This is a genomic window from Bradyrhizobium sp. LM2.9 (assembly GCF_054056555.1).
The window spans coordinates 3,853,795-3,875,707 of the sequence record NZ_JBSRYJ010000002.1; the positions used below are offsets into that span (position 1 = coordinate 3,853,795).

The following is a 21,913-nucleotide window of genomic DNA, read 5'->3' on the forward strand; positions in this document are numbered from 1 at the left end:
ATGCTGCACCGGCTCTGGCAGACCTGCTGCCCCTTTTTGCCGCAGCTCGCAACGTGATCCAGTGCACAGACAGGCGCGTGGCGGCGACCTAGAAAAGGTGACATCCTCGCGCGCATTGCCGATGGAGGAGACACCATGCCCCGTCCAGTCCTTCGCAATTTTTTCCTTGCCTCCAGCCTTCTTGCGCTCACGCAATTGACGACGCCGACGGAGGCCGCGGCCGAGGCGCGGCTCGCGCTCGTGATCGGTCAATCGGCCTATCGCACCGTGCCGGAATTGCCCAACGCTGCCAACGACGCCAAGGGCATGACGGAGCTGCTCGGCAATGCCGGCTTCACCGTCACCACGGCGGCCAATCTCGGGCAGAACGACATGCGCGCGACGATCTCCGATTTCGCCGGCAAGGTCAGCGCCAGCGGCGCCGACACGGTCGCGCTGGTGTTCTATGCCGGCCACGGCCTCCAGATCGACGGCGAGAACTATCTGGTGCCGGTCGATCTCGACCCCAAGCGCGAGGCCGACATTCCGCTTCAAGGCGTGCGGCTCAACGATTTGCTCAACACGCTCGGCGCGCTGCCGACGCGGGCGCGCATCTTCATGCTCGATGCCTGCCGCAACAATCCGTTCCCGGCCCTCAGCGGCGCCGGCCACGGGCTTGCGATGGTCGACACCAAGGCCGGCGCGCCCGGCTCCTTCATCTCCTATTCGACCTCACCCGGCGCGGAAGCCGAGGACGGCAGCGGCATCGACAGCCCTTACACCACGGCAGCGCTGACCGTCGCCAAGCAGCCCAACCTGCCGATCGAGGAAGTCTTCAAGCGCATCCGCGTCGCCGTGGCGCAATCGACCGACGGACGGCAGATCCCTTGGGAAAGCTCGTCGCTGACGACCGACTTCAAGTTCTTCGGCGGCGACAGCAGCGGCGATCAGACTGCGCTTCCCGGCGCATCCTCCATGGCGCTTGCGAGCGGCACGCGCAGCCTCGATGACTGGCGCAAGGATTTGCAGGGCAAGCCGGCCATGGTCGCCTATGAGATCGTGATCACCGACGACACCGTGCCGGCGTATCAAGCCTATATCGAGTTGTACGCTCAGGACACCCGTACGCCGCGCCTGCGCACGGTGCTGGAGCGCCGGCGCCAGATGCTGGCCTGGGAGCGCGCCACCGCGATCAACACCCGCGCCTCGTTCGAGGCCTATCTGGCGAACTGGGACAACAGCGATCTGGCTGCGACCGCACGCAGGCTGCTGCTCCGCGTGCAGAACCGCAACTACGTCTTGCCTGCTGTGGTCGCGGCCGCTCCTGTCCCGGTCGCCGTCGCGATGGCGCCGACCTGCCCGTGCTCCACGCCCTCGATACCGGCAACACCCGTCAATCCGACAGTCGCGCCTGTGATCAAGAAGCGCGTCGACGACACGCCTCCGAAGCGCAAGGTGGTCGACACGCCGCCCAGGCAGCGGCGGCCGCCGCCTGATGAAGTGATCTACGAACGCGCGCCGCCCCCCGGTCCGCCTCCCGGCGCCGTCATGCAAGGCATCGGCGTCGGTGTCGGAATCGGCATGGGAATGGGCGGCGGCCGCGGCGGCGATTATCACAATGACCGCGGCCGGTACTGAGGCTTCCGCCCACGTCGAGAGAGATGTCCGCGAGCCCATGGTTTGCGGACATTTCTGTTGATGCGGCTCTCGTGCCCCGGACGCAGCGCAGCGCTCTTCGGCGGTGCGCTGCAGAGCCGGGCCCATCCAGCAGCGAACTGTGCAGCATCCTGGGTCCCGGCTCTGCGCAGCAACGCTACGCGCTGCAGCGCGTCCAGGACACGAGAGAGTTGCGGATATTCGCCATCCGCCGCCCTCCGAACCGGAATTGCTGTAGTCTGATCGTCCGACGCAGGCCTTCCGGGGATTCCACATCAATGCCGCACGACTCTCACGCCCGAAGCGCTTGGCCGCTATTCCGGTCGCTCGCGTCCTATTCGCTGCCTGGCGATCTCATGGCGGGGCTGACGCTGGCGGCCATCGCGATCCCCGAGCAGATGGCCACGGCGCGGCTCGGCGGCTTCGCGCCGCAGATCGGCTTCTTCGCCTTCATGGCGGGATCGCTGGGCTTTGCGATGCTCGGCGGCAACCGCTTCCTGTCCTGCGGCGCGGACTCCACGATCACGCCGATCTTCGCCGGCGGGCTTGCGGCGCTGGCCGCCGCCGGCTCGCCGGACTATCAGGGCCTCGCAATCGCACTGGCGCTGATGGTCGGCGCGATGATGCTGGCCGGCGGCGCGTTCCGCCTCGGCGGCATCGCCAATCTGCTATCGGTGCCGGTCATGGTCGGCTTCCTCGCCGGGATCTCGGTCCACATCATCGTGTCGCAATTGCCGGGCGTGCTGGGTCTGGAATCGCCGAGTGGACCGACGCTCGATCGCATCGGCGTGCTCGCAAGCGAGCTCGGCCGCAGCAATCCCTTCACGCTATGCATCGGCTTCGGTGTGCTGGCCGTGGTCTTCGCCGCCGAGAAAGTCAGCGCAAAAATTCCGGGCGCGCTGATCGGGCTCGTCGCCGCGACCTTGGCCACAATCGCCCTCGGCCTCGATAGCAAAGGCGTTAACGTCGTGGGCCTCGTGCCCGGCACGCTGCCGCGGCCGACCTTCCCCGACCTTGCACCGGAGCAATGGGTGCGCCTCGTGCCGCTGGCCTTCGTGATCACGGTCGTGGTGATGGTGCAGACCGCGGCGACGACGCGGTCGTTTCCGTCCGATCCGGACAAGCCCGCCGATGTCGATCGCGATTTCCTCGGCGCGGGCGCCGGCAGCGTGCTGTCGGGACTGTTCGGCGCGTTTCCGGTCAATGCCAGCCCGCCGCGAACGGGCATCGTCGCCGAGACCGGCGGACAATCGCAGCTTGCGGGCCTTGCCGCGGGGACAATCGTGCTGGCGCTGCTCGCATTCGGAACGGGGTTGCTGCAGCACGTTCCGGACGCCGCGCTCGGCGGCATCCTACTGTTTGTCGCGCTGCGCATCATCCGCGTGAAGCAGATCGTCACGATCTATCGCCAAGCCCCGGGCGAATTCCTGCTGATCGTCGCCACCGCCGCGCTGATTATCTTGCTGCCGATCCAGCAGGGCGCGTTCCTCGGCATCGTGCTGTCGCTGCTGCACGGCATCTGGAGCACGACCCGCGCGCGGCTGGTCGAGTTCGAGCGCGTGCCGGGCACCACGATCTGGTGGCCAGCGCATCCGCACATCATCGGCGAACGCATCGCCGGTGTCGCCGTGATCGGGCTGCAGGCGCCGCTGTCCTTCCTCAACGCGCCCGGCTTCCGCAGCGACGTGACCAAGGTGCTCGGCGCGACGCCCCCGCAACTGCTGGTACTGGAGGCGAGCGGCATGGTCGAGATCGACTTCACCGCCGCGCAGATCCTGCTGGACGTGTTCAGGGCGTGCAGCGAACAGGGCGTCGCGGTGGCGCTGGCCCGGCTGGAATCGGTGCGCGCGCAGGACGCGTTCGAGCGGTTCAAGCTGTTCGAGGCGCTGCCGCGGGACCACATCTTCCACAGCGTGGACGAGGCCGTGCGCAAGCTGGCGAGGTAAGGCTCAGTGGTGTTGGGTTGAAATCCGATCGCGCCGCGGGTTCGGTGCACCTCTCCCGCTTGCGGGAGAGGTCGACACGCTCGCAAGAGCGTGGCGGGTGAGGGCTTTATCCACTCGCGATATATCGCTGGTGGAGACACCCTCTCCCCACCCCTCCCCCGCAAGCGAGGGAGGGAGCGCACTTTCCTCGCGGCAACATCCAGCGCTCACTGCACCAGCGTCGGGTGATCACGCTGTATTATTTCGCGGATCCAGCTGGCATGGATCGCGCGAAACAGGATCTGCGCGGTCTTGAGGTCGTTCGCCTTCATGCAGAGATCGACGATGCGACGGACTGCGTCGTCGCGCATCAATCCATCCGAGACCTTCATCGCGATTTCCATCGCGACTTTCGCCGCCCGCTCGTAGCGCTCTCTGTCGTGCTTGTCGTTGCGCGCGGATCCTGCCGCGCTCGCCGCAGCGGCGTCACAGATCGCACGGATGCGCTCGGCGGCCTCGATGTCGCCGAGCGGCCGTTCGATCGCTTCGTCCCAGACGTCCTGTCGCGTCTCGCGCGCGAACCACTTCATCGCCCCGCCACCCGTGGTCTTCCAGCCGCCGCATCGTCACGCTTCAAACCGCGCCCAGCATAGAGAACCGTAGTGAGATCGGCGAGGCGGTTTTTTCCGACACACTCCGCGGCTCGCGACACGTTCAGGACGTCCGACGCGGCCCGATCGCCTCGAACTGCGCCTTCTGCTCGTCATTCAACGTGGCATAGAAATCTTCGAGCGCAGCGCGCACCGATTTGACGCCATCCAGCATCAGGTCGAGCCGCTTGTGGATCGCGGCCATTCGCGCCGGCGGCGTCATCACGTCGTTGGGCTGGCAAGCCGCCTTGAGCGATGCGCTGACCTTCGCGCTGGTATCCTGGAGCACCTGCAGCGCAGCGCGCTGGGTGCCGTCGGGATGAAGCCTCGCCTCAATGTCGGCGCCGGGCCAATCGAGTGCCGCAGACGCTCCGCAATTCTGGACCAGCGATCCACTGGTAGTGTTGGAAGCTGTCGCGCGACGCTGATCGTCGGCCAGCGCATTGAAGCGCGCCTTCTGCTCGTCGCTGAGCGAGCCATAGAATTTATCCAGTGCCGGCTGAACGAGATCGACGGCTTTCTCCATCGCCTCGATGCGCTGCTGCATCGCCGCCAGCCGACCGGGCGCCGTCGCCGCGACCTGCGCAGGACAGGACGCGCGGATGATCTCCGCCGCCTGGATCGAGGCATTGCCGAGATCGTCGAGGCTTGCCCCTTGCGCATCGGTCGGCTGCACCGCAGCTGCGATCTGGTCGATCGGCAGACCGACGATTTCGCGGCGGTCGCTGCCGCAAAGCTGGTCGAGCGCAACGCCTCGCGCTTGCCGTCGTCCCTGCGGACGTTGCGGCAGATAGGCCGAGAGACCGTCATAGCCATAGGGCCCGAAGATGCCGGCATAGACGTCGGGATAGCCGTAGCCCCAGAAGCCGAGACCGTCACCCCAGATCGTGTAGTCGTAGAGGTCGTTATAGGCGAAAGGCCAGAACAGCGGTCCGACCCAGCCATAGCCGCCCCCTGCATGTTGCCACCATCCGCTGCTTGCGCCATGCCAGCCGGCGAGTGCGGCAGCGGCTGCGATCTGGGCCCGCGCCGCCGGATTGCTGATCAGACGGCCGTTGCGGAAGGCGCTTGAGTGCGCGTTGAGCGCATTGCGGAAATTCGCGGGACGCACGGCCGCATTCCGCATCTGACCGAAGTTCGGGCCACCATGTCGGGCTCCGGTTGCGAACCGCATCCCGCGATGCCCGCCGCCAACATGCGCGTGCCCGAAACCGTGACCACCGAAATGGCCACCACCATGATGACCACCTCCATGATGACCACCTCCGTGACCGCCGCCATGACCACCTCCATGACCACCTCCGTGACCACCTCCGTGACCACCGCCATGGCCACCACCGCCCTTGCCCAGAGCCGTGCCCGCCAGCATGCAGGCCAGCGCCATCACGGCAATTCCAATGACCGGTCGCAACATCGCATCCTCTCGCAGAGCCGCGCCATTGAGGCATCAGAAGTCTACGGGAATTGGAACCGGCGCGGCTGCGGAAAGTTCCGCGACCGCGACGCGGCAGGCGCGCTAGACCTCCGGCACAATCTTGCCGGGATTGAAGATGTTCTGTGGATCGAGCGCCTTTTTCAGCGCCCGCATCGCGTCGATCGCCTCGGGGCCGAGTTCTGCATTGAGATATTTCTGCTTGCCCTGGCCGATGCCGTGCTCGCCAGTGCAGGTGCCGTCCATCGCCTGCGCGCGCTCGACCAGACGATGCATGAACTCCTCGCCGCGCGCCATCTCATCGGAATCGTTGGTGTCGCAGACCAGCGAGCAGTGGAAATTGCCGTCACCGACATGGCCGACGATCGGCGACAACAGGTTGAGGCGCTTGAGATCTTCCTCGGTCTCGTTGACGCAATCGGCCAGGCGCGAGATCGGCACGCAGACGTCGGTCGCGACCACGCCGATGCTGTCCCCGGGCCGCAGCGCCTTGACGGACCAATAGGCGTCGTGCCGCGCCTGCCACAGTTTTGTGCGATCCTCCGGCTTGGTGGTCCAGGAGAAATCGCCGCCGCCGTACTCCCCGGCGATCTCGGCGAAGGCTTTGGACTGCTCGGCGACCTCGATCTCGCTGCCGTGGAATTCCATCAGCAGCAGCGGCGTCTCCGGCAGCGTCAGCTTCGAATAGGCGTTGCAGGCCCGCACCTGCGCGGCGTTGAGCAGCTCGATGCGCGCCACGGGAATCCCGGTCTGGATCGCCAGGATCACGGCCTGACACGCCCCGTGTACAGTCTCGAACGACACCGCACCGGCCGCGATCGTATCAGGAATGCCGCGCAGACGGATGGTCAGTTCCGAGATGATGCCGAGCGTGCCCTCGGCGCCGACGAACAGATGCGTCAGGTCGTAGCCGGCGGATGATTTCTTCGCGCGCGTGCCGGTCGTGATGATCTCACCGTCGCCGCGCACCACCTTCAGCGCCAGCACGCTGTCGCGCATGGTGCCGTAACGCACGGCGTTGGTGCCGGAGGCGCGCGTCGAGGCCATGCCGCCGAGGGAAGCGTCCGCGCCGGGATCGATCGGGAAGAACAGGCCCTGGTCGCGCAGATGCTCGTTGAGCGCCTTGCGGGTGACGCCGGGCTGGATCACGCAGTCGAGATCCTCGGCATGGACCGCCAGCACCTTGTTCATGTCGCGCAGGTCGATGGAGATGCCGCCGGCGGGTGCGTTGACCTGGCCCTCGAGCGAGGTGCCGGTGCCGAAGGCGATGACGGGCACGCCGTTTTTCGCGCAGATCCGCACCACGTCCTGAATGTCGGCAATCTCCTGCGCCATCACCACGCCGTCCGGCGGCTGGTTCACAATCCATGTGGTGGTATGGCCGTGCTGCTCGCGGACGGCCTGCGAGGTGATGAGGCGGTTGCCGAACCGTGCGGCAAGCTGCTCCAGCGCACTTGCAAGGGCTTTCGGCGCCGGCCGCGGCGGATTATTGGTGATGGTCGTACCCACGGACGTTCCTCCCGACGAGACGAACCGTGGCAAAGGACATCTCACCGGTCAAGTCAAGCGGCCGGGCGCATAGCTGGGGAAGGAAACATGCCGGAGACTGCCGCCACAGTGCCATTCCGCGCCTCGATCATGCAGATCGAGCCGCAATGGATCGACTACAACGGCCACCTCAACATGGCCTATTACAACGTGATGTTCGACCGCGCGGTCGACCAGATGTGGCTGACGCTCGGGATCGGGCCGGGCTACATGAAGGAGCGCGGCGGCTCGACCTTCACCGCCGAATGCCATGTGCGCTACTTGCGCGAAATCCACCTCGGCGATCCCGTGCAGGTGTCGGTCTGGCTGCTGGAAGCCGACGACAAGCGACTGCACACGTTCCAGGAGTTGCGACACGCGACCGAAGGCTGGTTGTCGGCGACCTCCGAAAACATGTCGCTGCACATCGACATGGGCTCACGAAAGGTGGCGGCCTTTCCACCAGACATCCGCGAGCGCATTGCGGCGGTGGTCAAGGCCCACAGTACCGTGCCGCGGCCCGAGGGCATCGGCCGAAGCGTGGCGATGCCCTCGAAGCGGTAGTGCATGATCCGGAAAAGTGCGAAGCGGTTTTCCGGCAAGATCATGCACCAGATCAGACCGCGCTAGACCCTGGTACGTCCGCGAGCCAATCCAACAACGGCCGAGACCAGGAACAGCACGACCGCGATGAAGAAGATGATCTTGGCGATTTCGATCGACGCGCCGGCGAGGCCGCCAAAGCCCAGAATACCGGCGATCAGGGCGATAACCAGAAACGTCACAACCCAGCTAAGCATGATCCGAACCTCTGTTTCGATGTCTGTCTGCGATCGGCGCGGCTGACGCGCCTCACTTGCAGGACCAATCGCCAACTCGGAACAATGGTTCCGGGCCGCTGAAGCCGGAAATTCGCCTGACCGACAGGAACAAATTGGCTTTCCACGCACGTGGAAAACCCTTCCCCGCCGCCCCATATAGGGATCGATCCCTGTTAAGAAGGCTCCCCTTTCACCACCCCGCGGTGCCAACGTGGGGCCAAATGATTCGCATGACCGAGCCGAGCAAGATCACGTCCCAGAGCGTCCCCGACCACCAGCCCGCAGCCGGCGGCATCGCCGCGCGCGCGCGCGCCTCGGTGGGACCGAAATATCTGTCCGGGCTCAATCCGGAGCAGCGCGAGGCGGTAGAGACGCTGGACGGCCCGGTTCTGGTGCTGGCCGGCGCCGGCACCGGCAAGACCCGCGTGCTGACCACGCGCATCGCCCATATCCTGAGCCAGGGCCGCGCGCGCCCCGCCGAGATCCTGTCGGTGACCTTCACTAACAAGGCCGCCCGCGAGATGAAGCACCGGCTCGGCCAGATGCTCGGCCATGCCGTCGAAGGCATGCCGTGGCTCGGCACCTTCCACTCCATCGGCGGGCGCATCCTGCGCACCCATGCCGAGCTGGCGCAGCTCAAGTCGAACTTCACCGTGCTCGACGTCGACGATCAGGTCCGGCTGCTCAAGCAGCTCCTGCAAGCCGACAATATCGACGACAAGCGCTGGCCCGCGCGCATGCTGGCCGGCCTGATCGACGGCTGGAAAAACCGCGGCCTGACGCCGTCGCAGGTGCCGCCAGGCGAAGCCGCCGTGTTCGCCAACGGCAAGGGCGGCAAGCTCTATGCGAGCTACCAGGAGCGGCTGAAGATCTTGAACGCCGCCGATTTCGGCGATCTGCTGCTCGAGGACATCCGCATCTTCCGCGAGCACCCCGATATCCTGCGGCAGTACCAGCAGCGCTTCAAATTCATCCTGGTCGATGAGTACCAAGACACCAACGTCGCGCAGTATCTGTGGCTGCGGTTGTTGTCGCAGGCGCCGTCCAAGCCAACCACACCCGCTGTCATTCCGGAGCGGCTCGTAGAGCCGAACTCTGACGTGCAATTGCACGTCGGAGATTCCAGAGATGAGTCCGACAATCGAGATTCCGCGCCTTTGGCACATCCCGGAATGACGACTCCGCCCCCCGTCAAAAACATCTGCTGCGTCGGCGACGACGACCAGTCGATCTACGGCTGGCGCGGCGCGGAGGTCGATAACATCCTGCGCTTCGACCATGATTTTCCCGGCGCCAAGGTCATCCGCCTCGAGCGCAACTACCGCTCGACCGGCCACATCCTCGCCGCTGCCTCGCACCTGATCGCGCACAACGAGGGCCGGCTCGGCAAGACGCTGCGCACCGAGGACCAGGACGGCGAGAAGGTCACGGTGACGGGCTCTTGGGATTCGGAAGAGGAAGCCCGCGGCATCGGCGAGGAGATCGAGCAGATCCAGCGCCAGGGCGACAAGCTCAACGAGATCGCAATTCTCGTGCGCGCCTCCTACCAGATGCGCGAGTTCGAGGACCGTTTCGTCACGCTCGGCCTGCCCTATCGCGTCATCGGCGGCCCGCGCTTCTACGAGCGCGCCGAAATCCGTGATGCGCTGGCTTATTTGCGCGTCATCAACTCACCGGCCGACGATCTCGCCTTCGAGCGCATCGTCAACACGCCCAAGCGGGGCCTTGGCGACGCCACCGTGCAGATGCTGCACGACCACGCCCGCAAGCGCCGCATCCCCTTGTTCGAGGCGGCGCGCGCCGTGGTCGAGACCGACGAGCTGAAGCCGAAGGCGCGCGGAAGCCTGCGCGAGGTCGTCGCCCAGTTCGACCGCTGGCGCGCCCAGCGCGAGGTCACGGCTCATACTGATCTGGCCCAGATCGTGCTCGACGAGAGCGGCTACACCGAGATGTGGCAGAAGGACCGTTCGGCGGACGCCGCGGGCCGGCTCGAAAACCTCAAGGAGCTGGTGCGCTCGATGGAGGAGTTCGAGAACCTGCAAGGGTTTTTGGAGCACATCTCGCTGGTGATGGACCGTGACAGCGGCGCCGATGAGGACGCGGTGTCGCTGATGACGCTGCATTCGGCCAAGGGCCTGGAATTCGACAACGTGTTCCTGCCCGGCTGGGAGGAAGGCCTGTTTCCGAGCCAGCGCACGCTGGACGAACAGGGCCGCGCCGGCCTCGAGGAAGAGCGCCGACTCGGCCATGTCGGCATTACCCGCGCCCGTCGCCGCGCCAAAATCTATTTCGCGACCAACCGCCGGATCCATGGCACCTGGTCGACCACGATCCCGTCGCGCTTCCTCGACGAGCTGCCGGCGGCCAATGTCGAGATCACGGAATCCAAGGGCGGCTCGGCCTGGGGCGGCACCGGCGGCTACGGCGCCTCCCGCTTCGACGACATGGAGGCGTTCGGCTCCACCTATTCGACACCGGGCTGGCAGCGCGCCCAGGCTAACCGCAATCGCGGCGGCGGGGGGGGCGGCAATGGCGGCCGCGGCAGCTTCGAGGAACAGGCTTCGTCGTTTTCGTCCCAATCGTCCTCGCCAGATTTCGGCAGCTTCTCCTCGCGCCGCCGCGGCCCGATGACGATCGAGGGTGAGCTGGTCGCCAAATCCACCGGCACGACCTCGGAATTCTCCTCCCTCTCCGACCGCGTCTTCCACCAGAAATTTGGCTACGGCCACGTCACCAAGATCGACGGCAACAAGCTCACCATCCATTTCGACAAGGCCGGCGAGAAGAAGGTCGTGGACAGCTTTGTGCAGCGGGCGTGAGGCCTTGCCCTGTTACGGCGGCGTTACGCCGCCGCGTTTCTTCCCTTCACGCCCCTTGACCACCGCGAACTTCCCCGTATCAGATGCAGCCATGGTCCGGGGCTCCATCACACTGATCTTGCTGGCATTGGGTATGCCGTCGCTTGCGGCGGCGGAGACCATGAGCTTTGGCGATTCACTCGGGCTCCTGGCCAAGAGTTGCGGTGCGGAAATCGTTGCCAATTGCCGCGGCGTCAACCCGGACTCGACCCGCCTGAAGGAGTGCCTTTCCCGCAATCGCGACGTGCTCTCGCAGCAGTGCCAGGGCGACTATCTCGGCGCCTTCGATGCCATCCAGAAGCGCGTTGCCGCCCGCGTCACCGTGGCGAACGTCTGCCAGCGCGAGATCGTCAAGGTCTGCGGCGGCTCGACTAAGGAGACCAGCAAGGCGATCCCCTGCCTGATCTCGACGCCCAAGGGCATCAGCAACAACTGCCTGAAGGCCGTCGACGACGCGGGATATCGATGATGGGCGCGAACAGGCTTTTCACCGCCGGAATTGGCATCGCGCTCGGTCTTGCCCTGCTCGCGGGCGCGGCAGAAGCGCAGACGGCGCCGCCGACCCGCGACGACATCATCGCCAAGCTCAACCATTTCGAACAATCCGCTGAGATCGATATCCCTGCGCTGAAGCTGCAGGTGATGGAGCGGGCCAAGGCCAGGATCAAGAACGATCCGGGTCCGGTGAACCGGCCGCTGATCGCGCCGGATCTGGCCAATTTGCCGACCTTCACCGCGCAGATCCAGTTCGACGCCGACACGCCGATCATCCAGCCGGCGTCCTACCAGGCCGTCGGCCGCATTGCCGACGCGCTGGTCCATGCCTCGCTGCTGCCCTACACCTTCCTGATCGTCGGCCATGTCGAATCCAACGTGAAGACGCGCGAGGCTAACGCGATCCTGAGCCAGCGCCGCGCGGACGCGATCCGCGACGTGCTGGTGAACACGTTCAAGATTTCGACCAAGCGGCTGCATCCGATCGGCCTCGGCGAGGAGCAGTTTCTCGACCGGGCCAGGCCGACCTCGGCCGCCAACGGCCAGTTGCAGATCCAGACCTTTGCCAAACTGCCGGAGGACGGGCCTGCGCGCCCGGCTGCCGCGCCTGCGCCTGCAACGAAAAAGCCGGCCAGGAAGCACTGAGCGCATGCGCCCCGGCGCCTGACGGAACCCTTTGAAGTCTTGCCCTTTTGTGACCTGTCTCACAGCGCGACAGACCGGCTTTGCGCGACAGTAACGCCGGTTTGTGCACCGCGCTATCAGGTGCTATAGGCTTTTTTCGCCCTTCCCCGACCCCATGCTGCACGAGACCGAGATGGCCAGTTATTTTCAACGCCAACTGGCCGACTACGTCGAATATCATCGCGATCCCTGGAATTGCGCGATGCACGTGGTCGGCATCCTCCTGCTCTTCACCGGCGCCGTACTGCCGCTGACCCTGGTGCACGTCCCGCTGTTCGGGATCGAGGTGAGCCTGGCCGTGATTTTTGCCCTGCCCGTGCTGGTCTACTGGCTGATGCTGGACGCCGGGATCGGGCTCGGCATCCTCGCCTCGATGATCGTGCTGCTTTCTGTCGCAACCGCGATCGGCAATCAGGTCTCGATCGTCATGATGTGGTCGATTTTTGCGGTGCTGATCGGGTCTGGCGTCGCATCGCAGATCGTCGGTCACAAGGTTTTTGAGGAGCGGCAGCCGTCGATGGTTGACCACCCCGCCCATTTCTTGCTCGGACCGATGTTTGTCATGGCGAAATTATTCATTGCATTGGGCTTCCGTCGCGACCTTGCCGCGATTCTGGCGCCTCTTCCGACCAATTCCCTTTCAACCCGATAGTTCTAGACGCGAAACAAGCAAACCTCTGCATGGCTCTCGTACTGGTTACCGGTGGCAGCGGCTTCATCGGACATCATCTCGTAGAAGTGCTCCGCGCCCGTGGGCAGCGGGTGCGTGTTCTCGATGTGCGTGCGCCGGCGACGGCGAATGCCGACGTTGAATATGCCCATGGCTCGGTGCTGGACGGCGCCGCGGTCGATGCCGCGATGGCGGGCGTCGATCAGGTCTATCACCTCGCCGGCCTGCCCGGCATGTGGGTCGCCGACAAGCAGGCCTTTCACGACGTCAATTGCCGCGGCACAGAGATCGTGCTCGCGGCGGCGATGAAGCGCGGCGTCTCCCGCTTCCTGCACTGCTCGACGGAATCGATCCTGTTCCCGTATTCTGACCTGGGCGGTGTTCCCGCCGAAGAAGCGCTGCAGCCGGCCGACGCGATGCCGGGCGCCTACACGCGGTCGAAATCGCTGGCCGAGCATTGCGCCGCGAAGGCGGCCGCTGAAGGTTTTCCGCTGGTGATCGGCACGCCGACCATGCCGATCGGTGCCGCCGACCACAATCTGACGCCGCCGACCGCGATGCTGTGGTACTTCCTCCAGAAGAAGGTGCAGCCGCACCTCAACTTCCTGGTCAATCTCGTCGACGTCCGCGACGTGGCCATGGGCCTCGTGCTGACCATGGAACGCGGCCGCATCGGCCAGCGCTACATCCTCGGCGGCGATTGCGTTCCGCTAGGCCAGATCCTGCGAATGATGTCCGCGATGAGGGGCCGCCGGCAGTTCCCGGTCGTCGTTCCCGGCAAGATTGCCGAGCTCTCCGCGATCATGCTCGAATATTTATCCGATCACGTCACGCGCCGGCCGCCCAACGGCACCGCCGAGGGCGTGCGCATCGCGCTCGCCGCGAGCGACCTCTCGATCGACAAGGCGCGCTCCGAGCTCGGCTACTCGCCGCGTCCGGTCGAGCCGGTCCTGCGCGAAACCATCACCCATCTTCTCGCCCGCGGCGGCGCGCTTGCCTCCAACGCCATCGAGCATCACGCGCTCTCCTCGCGCGCCAGCTGAGCTGCCGCCAACCCAAAGAACCTTTCCGCATGTCCTTCGATTTCAGCAAGCTTCTCTCTGTGGCCTGGGGTGGTTGGACCACGACCTGGCCGACGCAACTGCTCGCCCTGATCTGGCTCGCCTGGCTCGCCAGCTGGGTCGGCGCCTCGTTCTGGCAAGGCCGCACCCAGAAGCAGGTGATGACGCTGGAGTCCGGGCGCTATCGCATCCCGATCCTGGTCGGCGGCATCCTGTTCACACCGTGGACCGCGGAAGTGCTCGGTGAGAAGCCGCTCTGGGTATTCGGCAATACCGCTGTCTACATCACGGCCCTGATCGTGCTGGCCGGTATCTCCTTCACCTGGTGGGGACGGCTGCATCTTGGACAATTCTGGTCCAATACCATCACTCACAAGCAAGACCACCGCGTCATCGACACCGGCCCGTACGGCATCGTGCGCCATCCGATCTACACCGGCCTGATCCTCGGCATGCTGGTGACCGGCATCGCGGTCGGCACGGTGACTGCGATGCTCGGCGCGATCCTGATCTCGCTCGGCATGTGGCAGAAGGGCCGGATGGAAGAGGTGTTCCTGTCCAAGGAGCTGGGCGAAGACGCCTACGGCGCCTATTGCCGCCGTGTGCCGATGATCATCCCGTTCCTGGCGCCGCGGTGAAGTAGCAGACCGCGTCCACCATTTTCTCTGCCAGCGTTAGTGCCAACTCCGTCATCCTGAGGCGCGAGGTTTGCGATGCGCATGCATCGCGAGCCGAGCCTCGAAGGATGCGCGGCCAAGATGCAGCCAGCCGGCCGGCCATCCTTCGAGGCTCCCCATGCGTCGCTTCGCGCCCCATGGCTCGCACCTCAGGATGACGGTGATGGATTGGCGCGCTCTGAAACATTCCGCCGAGGAACTGCCCCTCCTTCCAGCCCGTTAACGCCTCGATACCTGCCACCAGCCGCAGAGCATCGAGCATGTCCGACGCCTACGATTATTTTCGCGAGCACGCGATCGCCGCCATCCGCAAGGCGCGGGCACTGCCGCCCGGGCAGTCGAAGCAGAAGCAGCGCACGGTGGCGCGAGTCTATCAGCTCCTGTCCAGAGAGGCTGCGCTCGCGCCGAACATCCATCATCTGGATGATTTTCGCGCTGCGCGCGGGCTGGAGCGGCAGATCGGCCGCTGATCTCCGGGCACAGCCCGTCGGCGGTCGTCCCATGCAAATTCGAACGGCTGCCATTCCACGGGAATAGAGCCCGACGGCGTGCCACACAGGTTGACGTCTGCCCCGTCAGCCAGTTGGATGCGCGCGCAAACAGGGGCTTCTCATGACTTTTTCCAGCATCTTTGCGCAGTTCGTTGCGCTCCTCGGTGGCATCGCGCTGCAATGGCGGAAGCTGTCGGGCACCGTGCCCGCGCCGGCCTGGGGTCAGTCGCCCGCCATTCCCCAAGCAAAAGCCGCAAGGCGCCATCCCGACATTGAAGATGCCGACGGCGCGCGGCTGGAGCGAGGGACAGAAGCCGACGGTCGCTCCCGGGCTCAAGGTCAATGCGTTCGCGACCGGCCTCGACCATCCGCGCTGGATCGAAGTGCTGCCCAATGGCGACGTGCTGATTGCGGAAGCGACGCAGATCGCGGGCGCGCCGAGGTCGGTGTTTCATTACGCGATGCAGGCGACGATGCGGCGCGCCGCCGCGCTTGGCGTCAGCGCCAACCGCATCACGCTGCTCCGCGACAAGGACGGTGACGGCGTCGCCGAAGTCCGCGGAGCCTTCATGGAGAATCTCAGCCAGCCGTTCGGCATGGCGCTGGTCGGCGACACCTTCTATGTCGGCAACACCGATGGCGTGATGGCCTTCCCGTACGTGGCGAACGCCGACCGCATCACCGCGCCGGGCAAGCGCCTCACCACATTCAAGCCGAACGGCCACTGGACGCGCAGCCTGCTGGCAAGCCCCGACGGCAAAAAGCTTTATGCCGGCGTCGGCTCGCTCAGCAACATCGCCGAGATGGGCATGGAGGTCGAGCAAGGCCGCGCCGCGGTCTACGAGCTCGATCTCGTCGCCGGGACGCACCGCATCTTTGGTGCCGGCCTGCGCAATCCGGTCGGATTGGCCTGGGAGCCAAACACGAACGTGCTCTGGACCGTCGTCAACGAGCGCGACGGCCTCGGCGACGAGACGCCGCCGGACTATCTGACCTCGGTGCGCGACGGCGGCTTCTACGGCTGGCCCTATTGCTACTGGGGCAAGACGGTGGACGATCGCGTGCCGCAGGATCCGTCGCTGGTCGCCAAGGCGCTCACGCCGGACTATGCGCTCGGCGGACACACCGCTTCGCTCGGCCTGTGCTGGATGCCGGCGGGTACCCTGCCCGGCTTCCCGGACGGCATGGCGATCGGCCAGCACGGCTCGTGGAATCGCAGCAAGCTGTCCGGCTACAAACTGGTGTTCATCCCGTTCGAGAACGGAAAGCCCTCCGGTCCCGGCCGCGACATCCTGTCGGGCTTCCTGGCCCCGGACGAGAAGGAATCCTACGGCCGCCCGGTTGGCGTCGTGATCGGCCCCGACAAGAAGTCGCTGCTGATGGCCGACGACGTCGGCAACGTGATCTGGCGCGTGACGGGCGCGTGAAGGTTACGTTCCGACGCAGAGCGTGGCGCGCTGCTTGCGGAGCAGCGCGATCACCGACAGTGCCGTGATCAGGCCGGTCTTGGGATTTTCGGACGGGATATTCTCGATCGACATCGAGAAGCGCGCCGCATCCGCCTCGACCTCGATACGATGAACATTGCGTGTCACGGTCGGGTCGGCCCAGATCTGCACCAAGGTGCGGTCCGGCCCGACGCCCGCGAGCGACAGCGCGACCGCGACGTTGAGATTGGCCGGAAAACCCTTTGCAGCCTCGCGCGCGGAGCCTTCGAACAGCTTGAGCGGCTCGCGCAGATTGTCAATATCGATATTGTTCTCGACGATGAACGGTGCGCCCTTCAGCCCGTCGATCGGCTTGCGCGTCACCATCTTCACCGAATGAATGGTGCCGATGGCGGCAGCGTTGACGGCGTCGAGGCCGATCAGTGCGCCGGTCGGCACGAGGATGCGGCCGCCATTGGCGCGGGCGAGGTCGACGAGATCAAAATTATCGAGCAGCCCACCGACGCTGACGACGACCGCGGCCTTGCCGCGCTTCACCGCGGGCTCGACGATCGCGCGCAACTGGCTGCTCGGCGCACACTCCACCACTATATCGGCGGCGTCCCCGAGTTGGTCGATCGGCATGATTTGCGGCGGATGACGCAGGCCGGAGAGGAATGTCTGATGCTTTGCGGGATCGCGCACCGCCACGGCAGAGAGAGTCAGGCCCTCGATGCCCTGATCGAGCGCGGTTGCGATCTTGGTGCCGATCGAGCCGAGCCCTGCGATGGCAACCCGCAATTCGTCCGAAGCTCGCCGTTCAGTCATCGCATCCACCCTCTCGCCAGCCGATGTCATAGCCGCTCAGGCGTCGCGCGCATAGCTGCGCAGGCGCGTCTCGAGCACCGACAGCATCGCGTCGCGGGCCGGGTCGCGCGACCCGCGCAGCCATGCGGCAGCGAGCGGCAGCCGGCCGACGGGACCGATCTGCTTGGGCCGCAGCGGCACGAAGCGCACGCCTGATACCGCCATCCGCGTGGTCCAGCGCGGCACGATCGCAACCCCGAGCTTCGTTGCGACGAGATTGATGATGGTCTGCTTCTCGTCGGCGACCTGCACGATGCGCGGCGTCAATCCGGCCTGCTCGAACAGTTTTATCGTGAGGTCGTGGCTGTGCGGCCGCGAGCGGCGATCCGGCACCAGCATCGCCTCGTCGGCGATCTGGGACAGCGTGATCGCCTTGCGTTCGGCGAGCGCGTGGCGCTGCGGGAACGCCACGATGGCTGTCTCCTGCAGGAGATCGCGGAATTCGAGCCGCTTGTCCCGCTGATGGGGGGGACGCACGAAGGCGAGATCGAGCGCGCCGGTCAAAATCTTTGGCAGCAGCCGCACCGTCTTGTCCTCGAGAAGCTGCACCGCGACCTCCGGATGCTTTGCGCGAAAATCGCGGAGTAACGCCGGCAAAAGTCCTGCTGCGGCACTGTCGATAGCACCGACCCGGAGTTTTCGAGCAGCCCCCGCGCGCGAGCGATTGCGCAGATTGCTCTCGACCGCCTCGACGCGGGCGAGGATGGCACGGGCATCGCGCAGCAGAGTCGCGCCATCTTCCGTCAGCGACACCGCACGCGTCGTCCGCGCGAATAGCCGCGTGCCCAGATCCTCCTCAAGCAGCCTGATCTGGCGGCCGAGCGCGGAAGGCAGCATCTGGAGATGCTGCGCCGCGCGGCCGAAATGCAACTGCTCGGCCGCCGCCGCGAAGCATCGAAGCTGATGCAATTCCATTCCCTATCCTCTCGTCCCGCTCCCGGAGACGATTATATCATTTTTTTGTATAAACCAGCGCCAATTGAGTCCCGGGCCTTCCTCCGCCTAGGCTCCTTGTCGGCATGGACCACCGGGTCTGCCGATAACGAGAAAAACGGGACAGGGGGGCTGGGATGGCGAGCGAGATTCAGACGCGCGTGCTGCGCAAGATCACATGGCGCATCGTTCCGTTCATCATGCTGCTCTACTTCGTGGCCTTCATCGACCGCGTCAATATCGGCTTCGCTTCGCTGACGATGAACAAGGACATCGGCCTGTCGCCGACCGTCTACGGTTTTGGCGCCGGCATCTTCTTCTGGGGCTACTTCCTGTTCGAGGTGCCCTCCAACATCATCCTGCACAAGGTCGGCGCGCGGATCTGGATCGCGCGGGTGATGGTCACCTGGGGCATCGTCTCGGCCGCGATGGCCTTCGTACAGGGGCCGACCAGCTTCTATGTGCTTCGCTTCCTGCTCGGCGTCGCCGAGGCCGGGTTCTTTCCCGGCATCATCCTCTACTCTCTCCTACTGGTTTCCGGCGCGCCAGCGTGCCGCGGTGACCGCGCTGTTCATGGCGGCGGCGCCGCTCTCGACCGTGCTGGGCTCGCCAGTCTCCGGTGCGCTCCTGGAGATGGACGGAATGCTCGGCTTCAAGGGCTGGCAATGGCTGTTCGTGCTGGAAGCGTTTCCGGCCGTGCTGCTCGGCTTCGTCGTGCTGGCATTCCTCACCGACCGCCCGGAGAAAGCCAAATGGCTCGCGGATGACGAGCGGCGCTGGCTGGTCGAGACCATGAACGTAGAGAGCACCAGCAAGGCTGCGACCTCGAAGCATAGCATCTGGCGCGGGCTCGCCGATCCGCGCGTGCTGGCGCTGGCGCTGATCTATTTCGGCACTTCGGCCGGCCTCTACACGCTCGGCGTCTGGGCGCCGCAGATCATCAAGCAGTTCGGCCTGTCCACGCTCCAGGTCGGGTTCCTCAATGCGTTGCCGGCGAGCGCCGCCGTCGTCGCCATGGTGCTTGTGGGCGCGGCATTCGGACCGCACGGGCGAACGCACCTGGCACGTCGTGCTGGCCTGCCTGCTCGCGGCCGCGGGGCTTGCGTTTGCCGGACTTGCGACCGGCGTCGTGACCGTGCTGGTCGCGCTGACACTCGTCAATATCGGCATCTCCTCGGCAAAACCGCCGCTCTGGAGCATGCCGACGCTGTTCCTGTCCGGCCCTGCGGCCGCAGCCGGCATCGCCACCATCAACTCGATCGGCAATCTCGGCGGCTTCGTCGGTCCCGCCATGATCGGTTGGATCAAGGACCAGACCGGCAGTTTCGTCGGCGGGCTCTACTTCGTGGCCGGCCTGCTTGTTCTCTCCGCGGTCCTGACCCTGCTATTGTCGCGCGTGAAGACCGCGCCCGTCGAACTCGTCACACAATCCCATTGATATCTGAAACGGAGCACCCCATGCGCACCCATTCGATTGCAGCGATCCCCGCCGACGGCATCGGCCCCGAAGTCATCTCCGCCGGCGTTCGCGTGCTGGAGGCGCTGGCCAAACGCAGCGGCGATCTCGCCTTCAACATCAAAACCTTCGACTGGGGCTCGGACTATTACAAGAAGCACGGCCTGATGATGCCGGCTGACGGCCTTGCCGAGCTCAAGAAATTCGACGCGATCTATTTCGGCGCGGTCGGCGCGCCCGACGTGCCCGATCACATCACGCTGTGGGGCCTGCGGCTGCCGATCTGCCAGGGCTTTGACCAATACGCCAATGTGCGGCCGACCAAGATCTTGCCGGGCGTCGCCTCGCCGCTGCGCAATGTCGGCGTCGGCGATCTCGACTGGGTGATCGTGCGCGAGAATTCGGAGGGCGAGTATGCCGGCATGGGCGGCCGCGCCCACAGGGGTCTCCCCGAAGAGGTCGGCACCGAGGTCGCGGTGTTCACCCGCGTCGGCGTGACGCGGATCATGCGCTATGCGTTCAAGCTCGCGCAATCGCGGCCGCGCAAATTCCTGACGGTCGTGACCAAGTCGAACGCTCAGCGGCACGGCATGGTGATGTGGGACGAGATCGCCGCCGAGGTCGCGGCGGAATTCCCTGATGTCACCTGGGACAAGATGCTGGTCGACGCCATGACCGTCCGCATGACGCTGCATCCCAAGAGCCTCGACACCATCGTGGCGACCAACCTGCACGCCGACATCCTCTCCGACCTCGCCGGCGCGCTGGCCGGCAGCCTCGGCGTGGCGCCGACCGGCAACATCGATCCGGAGCGCCGCTTCCCCTCGATGTTCGAGCCGATCCACGGTTCGGCCTTCGACATCACCGGCAAGGGCATCGCCAATCCGGTCGCGACGTTCTGGACCGGCGCGCAGATGCTGGAGCATCTCGGCGAGAAGGACGCTGCAATCCGATTGATGGCGGCCGTCGAACGCGTCTGCGCGGCCGGCGTCCTGACGCCCGATGTCGGCGGCAAGGCGACGACACGGGAAGTGACCGACGCCGTGATCGACGCGATCCACGGATCGAACGCTTAAGATCGCAGCCTCTAATTGAGGTTAGTCTTGCGGCAGATTCGCTGCACTTCTCCCGCTTGCGGGGGAGGTCGACGCGCGAAGCGCGGGGGGTGAGGGCTCTCTCCTGTCGGGGGTTCTCGATCGCGGAGGCACCCTCTCCCCACCCCGCTCCCGCACGCGGGAGAGGGAGCGCACCGCCGCCGTGGTCGCGATGAGACCAGGCTTCTACCTCCGCCCAGCAGGCGGAGTTGCCATCGCCGCAGCCGGCGCGGGCGGCGCCAGATGGCGCGGGACGATGATGGACTGGCCGGGGGTGAGCTGTGCGTTCTCCGCCAGCGAATTGCTCTGCGCGAGCGACCACAGCGGCACGCGATTGGCTGCGGCGATGCTCTCCATGGTGTCGCCCCTGCGCACCGGTAGACGCACGCCGCTGTCCCACAATTCGACCAGCGTATTCGCCGGCACGAGATAACGCAGCGGCACGGCATCGATTTGGGTCTGGGGCGGGATCCGCGGCAACTGCGTGACCATCTCGATGATCTGACGATGGATGTCGTCGGACTTCTCGATGTTGATGTGCGAGACCCGCGAATTCTCCTTCAGGTCGTAGCTCGCATAATGACCGCGATAGCCCGGCACGGCCACCACGTTGCCACCGCCGAGCACGCTGTCGGAGAGGAAGATATTGATGAAGCGCTCGACATTGAGCGGCACGTCGCCGGTCGCATGCGCGGGATCGATGGTGATGACGAGGCTGATCGGGACGTTCTCCTTGGCCGCCATCTCGGAGATGACGATCGAGCACAGCCCCCCCATCGAATGCCCGATCAGCACGATCGGCGCCGGTGCCTCCTTGTAGCTGGAGATAGCGCGGTCACCGATCCATCGGCAGATGGTGAATTCATAGACGTTGGCCGAAAAGCCGGCCTGCGTCAGCTTCTCTTCGAGCCGGTCCATGCCGGTGGAGAAGAACGGCCCCATGGCGCCACGAAAGAGGTAGATTTTCGGCGGCGCCAATGGCTCGAACGGTGGGGGCGGTGGCGCGGCGGGTGCGGCCGCAATGGGCTTCGATTTGGCGGGTGAGGCAACGGCCATGCCGTGGCTGAGGGCGAGCAGCGCAACCGCTGCCAGCACGACTGGTCGCCTCAAATCCATCATCAGTCCAGCAGTCCCACCACGGGAGGCAGCAGCCTCCCCCGGGGGCTTAGTGACCACCGATTGGGTGGATTTTGGGGCACGGAACCGGCCC

19 protein-coding genes and 2 pseudogenes are annotated in these 21,913 nt (G+C 65.5%); 13 read left to right on the forward strand and 8 right to left on the reverse strand.

Going from position 1 to position 21,913, the window contains the following annotated elements; genetic code table 11:
- Positions 1-135 precede the first annotated feature (135 nt).
- Together ACVWW3_RS20290 and ACVWW3_RS20295 are read left to right on the forward strand one after the other, a co-directional pair.
- Entirely contained in the window at positions 136-1,617 is a 1,482-nt protein-coding gene (locus ACVWW3_RS20290; protein WP_456648882.1) for a caspase family protein, read from the forward strand.
- 296 nt (positions 1,618-1,913) lie between these two features.
- On the forward strand, positions 1,914-3,581 hold the full coding sequence (locus ACVWW3_RS20295) for a SulP family inorganic anion transporter (protein ID WP_456648881.1): 1,668 nt from the start codon (positions 1,914-1,916) through the stop codon (positions 3,579-3,581).
- A gap of 206 nt (positions 3,582-3,787) precedes the next feature.
- Here ACVWW3_RS20295 and ACVWW3_RS20300 read toward each other — a convergent pair whose 3' ends face one another.
- From ACVWW3_RS20300 to ACVWW3_RS20310, 3 genes are all read right to left on the reverse strand, one after another.
- Complete coding sequence (locus ACVWW3_RS20300) at positions 3,788-4,150, reverse strand: hypothetical protein (RefSeq protein ID WP_456648880.1); 363 nt, start codon at positions 4,148-4,150, stop codon at positions 3,788-3,790.
- A 124-nt stretch (positions 4,151-4,274) separates the two neighbouring features.
- Positions 4,275-5,624, reverse strand: a complete 1,350-nt coding sequence (locus ACVWW3_RS20305; RefSeq protein ID WP_456672093.1) for a Spy/CpxP family protein refolding chaperone — start codon at positions 5,622-5,624, stop codon at positions 4,275-4,277.
- Between the two features lie 102 nt (positions 5,625-5,726).
- Positions 5,727-7,151 carry an FAD-binding oxidoreductase gene (locus ACVWW3_RS20310; RefSeq protein WP_456648877.1) on the reverse strand — a complete coding sequence of 475 codons (1,425 nt, stop codon included), beginning with the start codon at positions 7,149-7,151 and terminating at the stop codon, positions 5,727-5,729.
- Positions 7,152-7,238: 87 nt separating this feature from the next.
- Between ACVWW3_RS20310 and ACVWW3_RS20315 the strand changes: the two genes are divergently transcribed.
- Positions 7,239-7,733: a thioesterase family protein gene (locus ACVWW3_RS20315; protein WP_456648876.1), complete on the forward strand. Its 495-nt coding sequence runs from the start codon at positions 7,239-7,241 to the stop codon at positions 7,731-7,733.
- A gap of 62 nt (positions 7,734-7,795) precedes the next feature.
- Here the strand turns inward: ACVWW3_RS20315 and ACVWW3_RS20320 are convergent, their stop codons facing one another.
- On the reverse strand, positions 7,796-7,969 hold the full coding sequence (locus ACVWW3_RS20320) for a DUF1328 domain-containing protein (protein ID WP_007613448.1): 174 nt from the start codon (positions 7,967-7,969) through the stop codon (positions 7,796-7,798).
- 242 nt (positions 7,970-8,211) lie between these two features.
- Here ACVWW3_RS20320 and ACVWW3_RS20325 point away from each other — a divergent pair, with 242 nt between their 5' ends.
- The 6 genes from ACVWW3_RS20325 to ACVWW3_RS20350 all read left to right on the forward strand — a co-directional run bounded on the left by ACVWW3_RS20325 (position 8,212) and on the right by ACVWW3_RS20350 (position 14,396).
- A complete protein-coding gene (locus ACVWW3_RS20325) occupies positions 8,212-10,809 on the forward strand; it encodes an ATP-dependent helicase (protein WP_456672094.1) in 2,598 nt (865 codons plus the stop codon).
- A gap of 91 nt (positions 10,810-10,900) precedes the next feature.
- The gene (locus ACVWW3_RS20330) at positions 10,901-11,317 is read left to right on the forward strand and encodes a hypothetical protein (RefSeq protein WP_354049368.1); all 417 of its coding nucleotides are present in this window, start codon (positions 10,901-10,903) and stop codon (positions 11,315-11,317) included.
- Positions 11,317-11,988, forward strand: coding sequence for an OmpA family protein (locus tag ACVWW3_RS20335; protein WP_456648874.1), 672 nt, complete (start codon positions 11,317-11,319; stop codon positions 11,986-11,988). The genes ACVWW3_RS20330 and ACVWW3_RS20335 overlap by 1 nt, the downstream gene beginning before the upstream one ends.
- Positions 11,989-12,142: 154 nt before the next feature.
- Entirely contained in the window at positions 12,143-12,679 is a 537-nt protein-coding gene (locus ACVWW3_RS20340; protein WP_247347655.1) for an Mpo1 family 2-hydroxy fatty acid dioxygenase, read from the forward strand.
- A 29-nt stretch (positions 12,680-12,708) separates the two neighbouring features.
- Complete coding sequence (locus ACVWW3_RS20345; protein WP_456648873.1) at positions 12,709-13,740, forward strand: NAD-dependent epimerase/dehydratase family protein; 1,032 nt, start codon at positions 12,709-12,711, stop codon at positions 13,738-13,740.
- Between the two features lie 29 nt (positions 13,741-13,769).
- Positions 13,770-14,396, forward strand: a complete 627-nt coding sequence (locus ACVWW3_RS20350; protein WP_456648872.1) for a methyltransferase family protein — start codon at positions 13,770-13,772, stop codon at positions 14,394-14,396.
- On the opposite strand, the gene ACVWW3_RS20355 is transcribed toward ACVWW3_RS20350, so the two are convergent.
- Positions 14,371-14,697: a hypothetical protein gene (locus ACVWW3_RS20355; protein WP_456648871.1), complete on the reverse strand. Its 327-nt coding sequence runs from the start codon at positions 14,695-14,697 to the stop codon at positions 14,371-14,373. The genes ACVWW3_RS20350 and ACVWW3_RS20355 overlap by 26 nt on opposite strands.
- Here ACVWW3_RS20355 and ACVWW3_RS20360 point away from each other — a divergent pair.
- Together ACVWW3_RS20360 and ACVWW3_RS20365 are read left to right on the forward strand one after the other, a co-directional pair.
- Positions 14,696-14,905: a hypothetical protein gene (locus tag ACVWW3_RS20360; protein WP_456648870.1), complete on the forward strand. Its 210-nt coding sequence runs from the start codon at positions 14,696-14,698 to the stop codon at positions 14,903-14,905. The genes ACVWW3_RS20355 and ACVWW3_RS20360 overlap by 2 nt on opposite strands.
- 142 nt (positions 14,906-15,047) lie before the next feature.
- Positions 15,048-16,353: pseudogene (locus tag ACVWW3_RS20365) on the forward strand (PQQ-dependent sugar dehydrogenase).
- Positions 16,354-16,356: 3 nt separating this feature from the next.
- Here the strand turns inward: ACVWW3_RS20365 and ACVWW3_RS20370 are convergent.
- Together ACVWW3_RS20370 and ACVWW3_RS20375 are read right to left on the reverse strand one after the other, a co-directional pair.
- Positions 16,357-17,181: an aspartate dehydrogenase gene (locus tag ACVWW3_RS20370; RefSeq protein ID WP_456648868.1), complete on the reverse strand. Its 825-nt coding sequence runs from the start codon at positions 17,179-17,181 to the stop codon at positions 16,357-16,359.
- Between the two features lie 36 nt (positions 17,182-17,217).
- A complete protein-coding gene (locus tag ACVWW3_RS20375) occupies positions 17,218-18,135 on the reverse strand; it encodes a LysR substrate-binding domain-containing protein (RefSeq protein WP_456648867.1) in 918 nt (305 codons plus the stop codon).
- Between the two features lie 155 nt (positions 18,136-18,290).
- On the opposite strand from ACVWW3_RS20375, the pseudogene ACVWW3_RS20380 reads away from it, so the two are divergent.
- Both ACVWW3_RS20380 and ACVWW3_RS20385 read left to right on the forward strand, forming a co-directional pair.
- Positions 18,291-19,591, forward strand: a pseudogene (locus ACVWW3_RS20380) (D-galactonate transporter).
- Positions 19,592-19,611: 20 nt separating this feature from the next.
- Positions 19,612-20,685: a tartrate dehydrogenase gene (locus ACVWW3_RS20385; RefSeq protein WP_247442470.1), complete on the forward strand. Its 1,074-nt coding sequence runs from the start codon at positions 19,612-19,614 to the stop codon at positions 20,683-20,685.
- Between the two features lie 204 nt (positions 20,686-20,889).
- On the opposite strand, the gene ACVWW3_RS20390 is transcribed toward ACVWW3_RS20385, so the two are convergent.
- On the reverse strand, positions 20,890-21,822 hold the full coding sequence (locus ACVWW3_RS20390; protein ID WP_456648865.1) for a LysM peptidoglycan-binding domain-containing protein: 933 nt from the start codon (positions 21,820-21,822) through the stop codon (positions 20,890-20,892).
- Positions 21,823-21,913 lie beyond the last annotated feature (91 nt).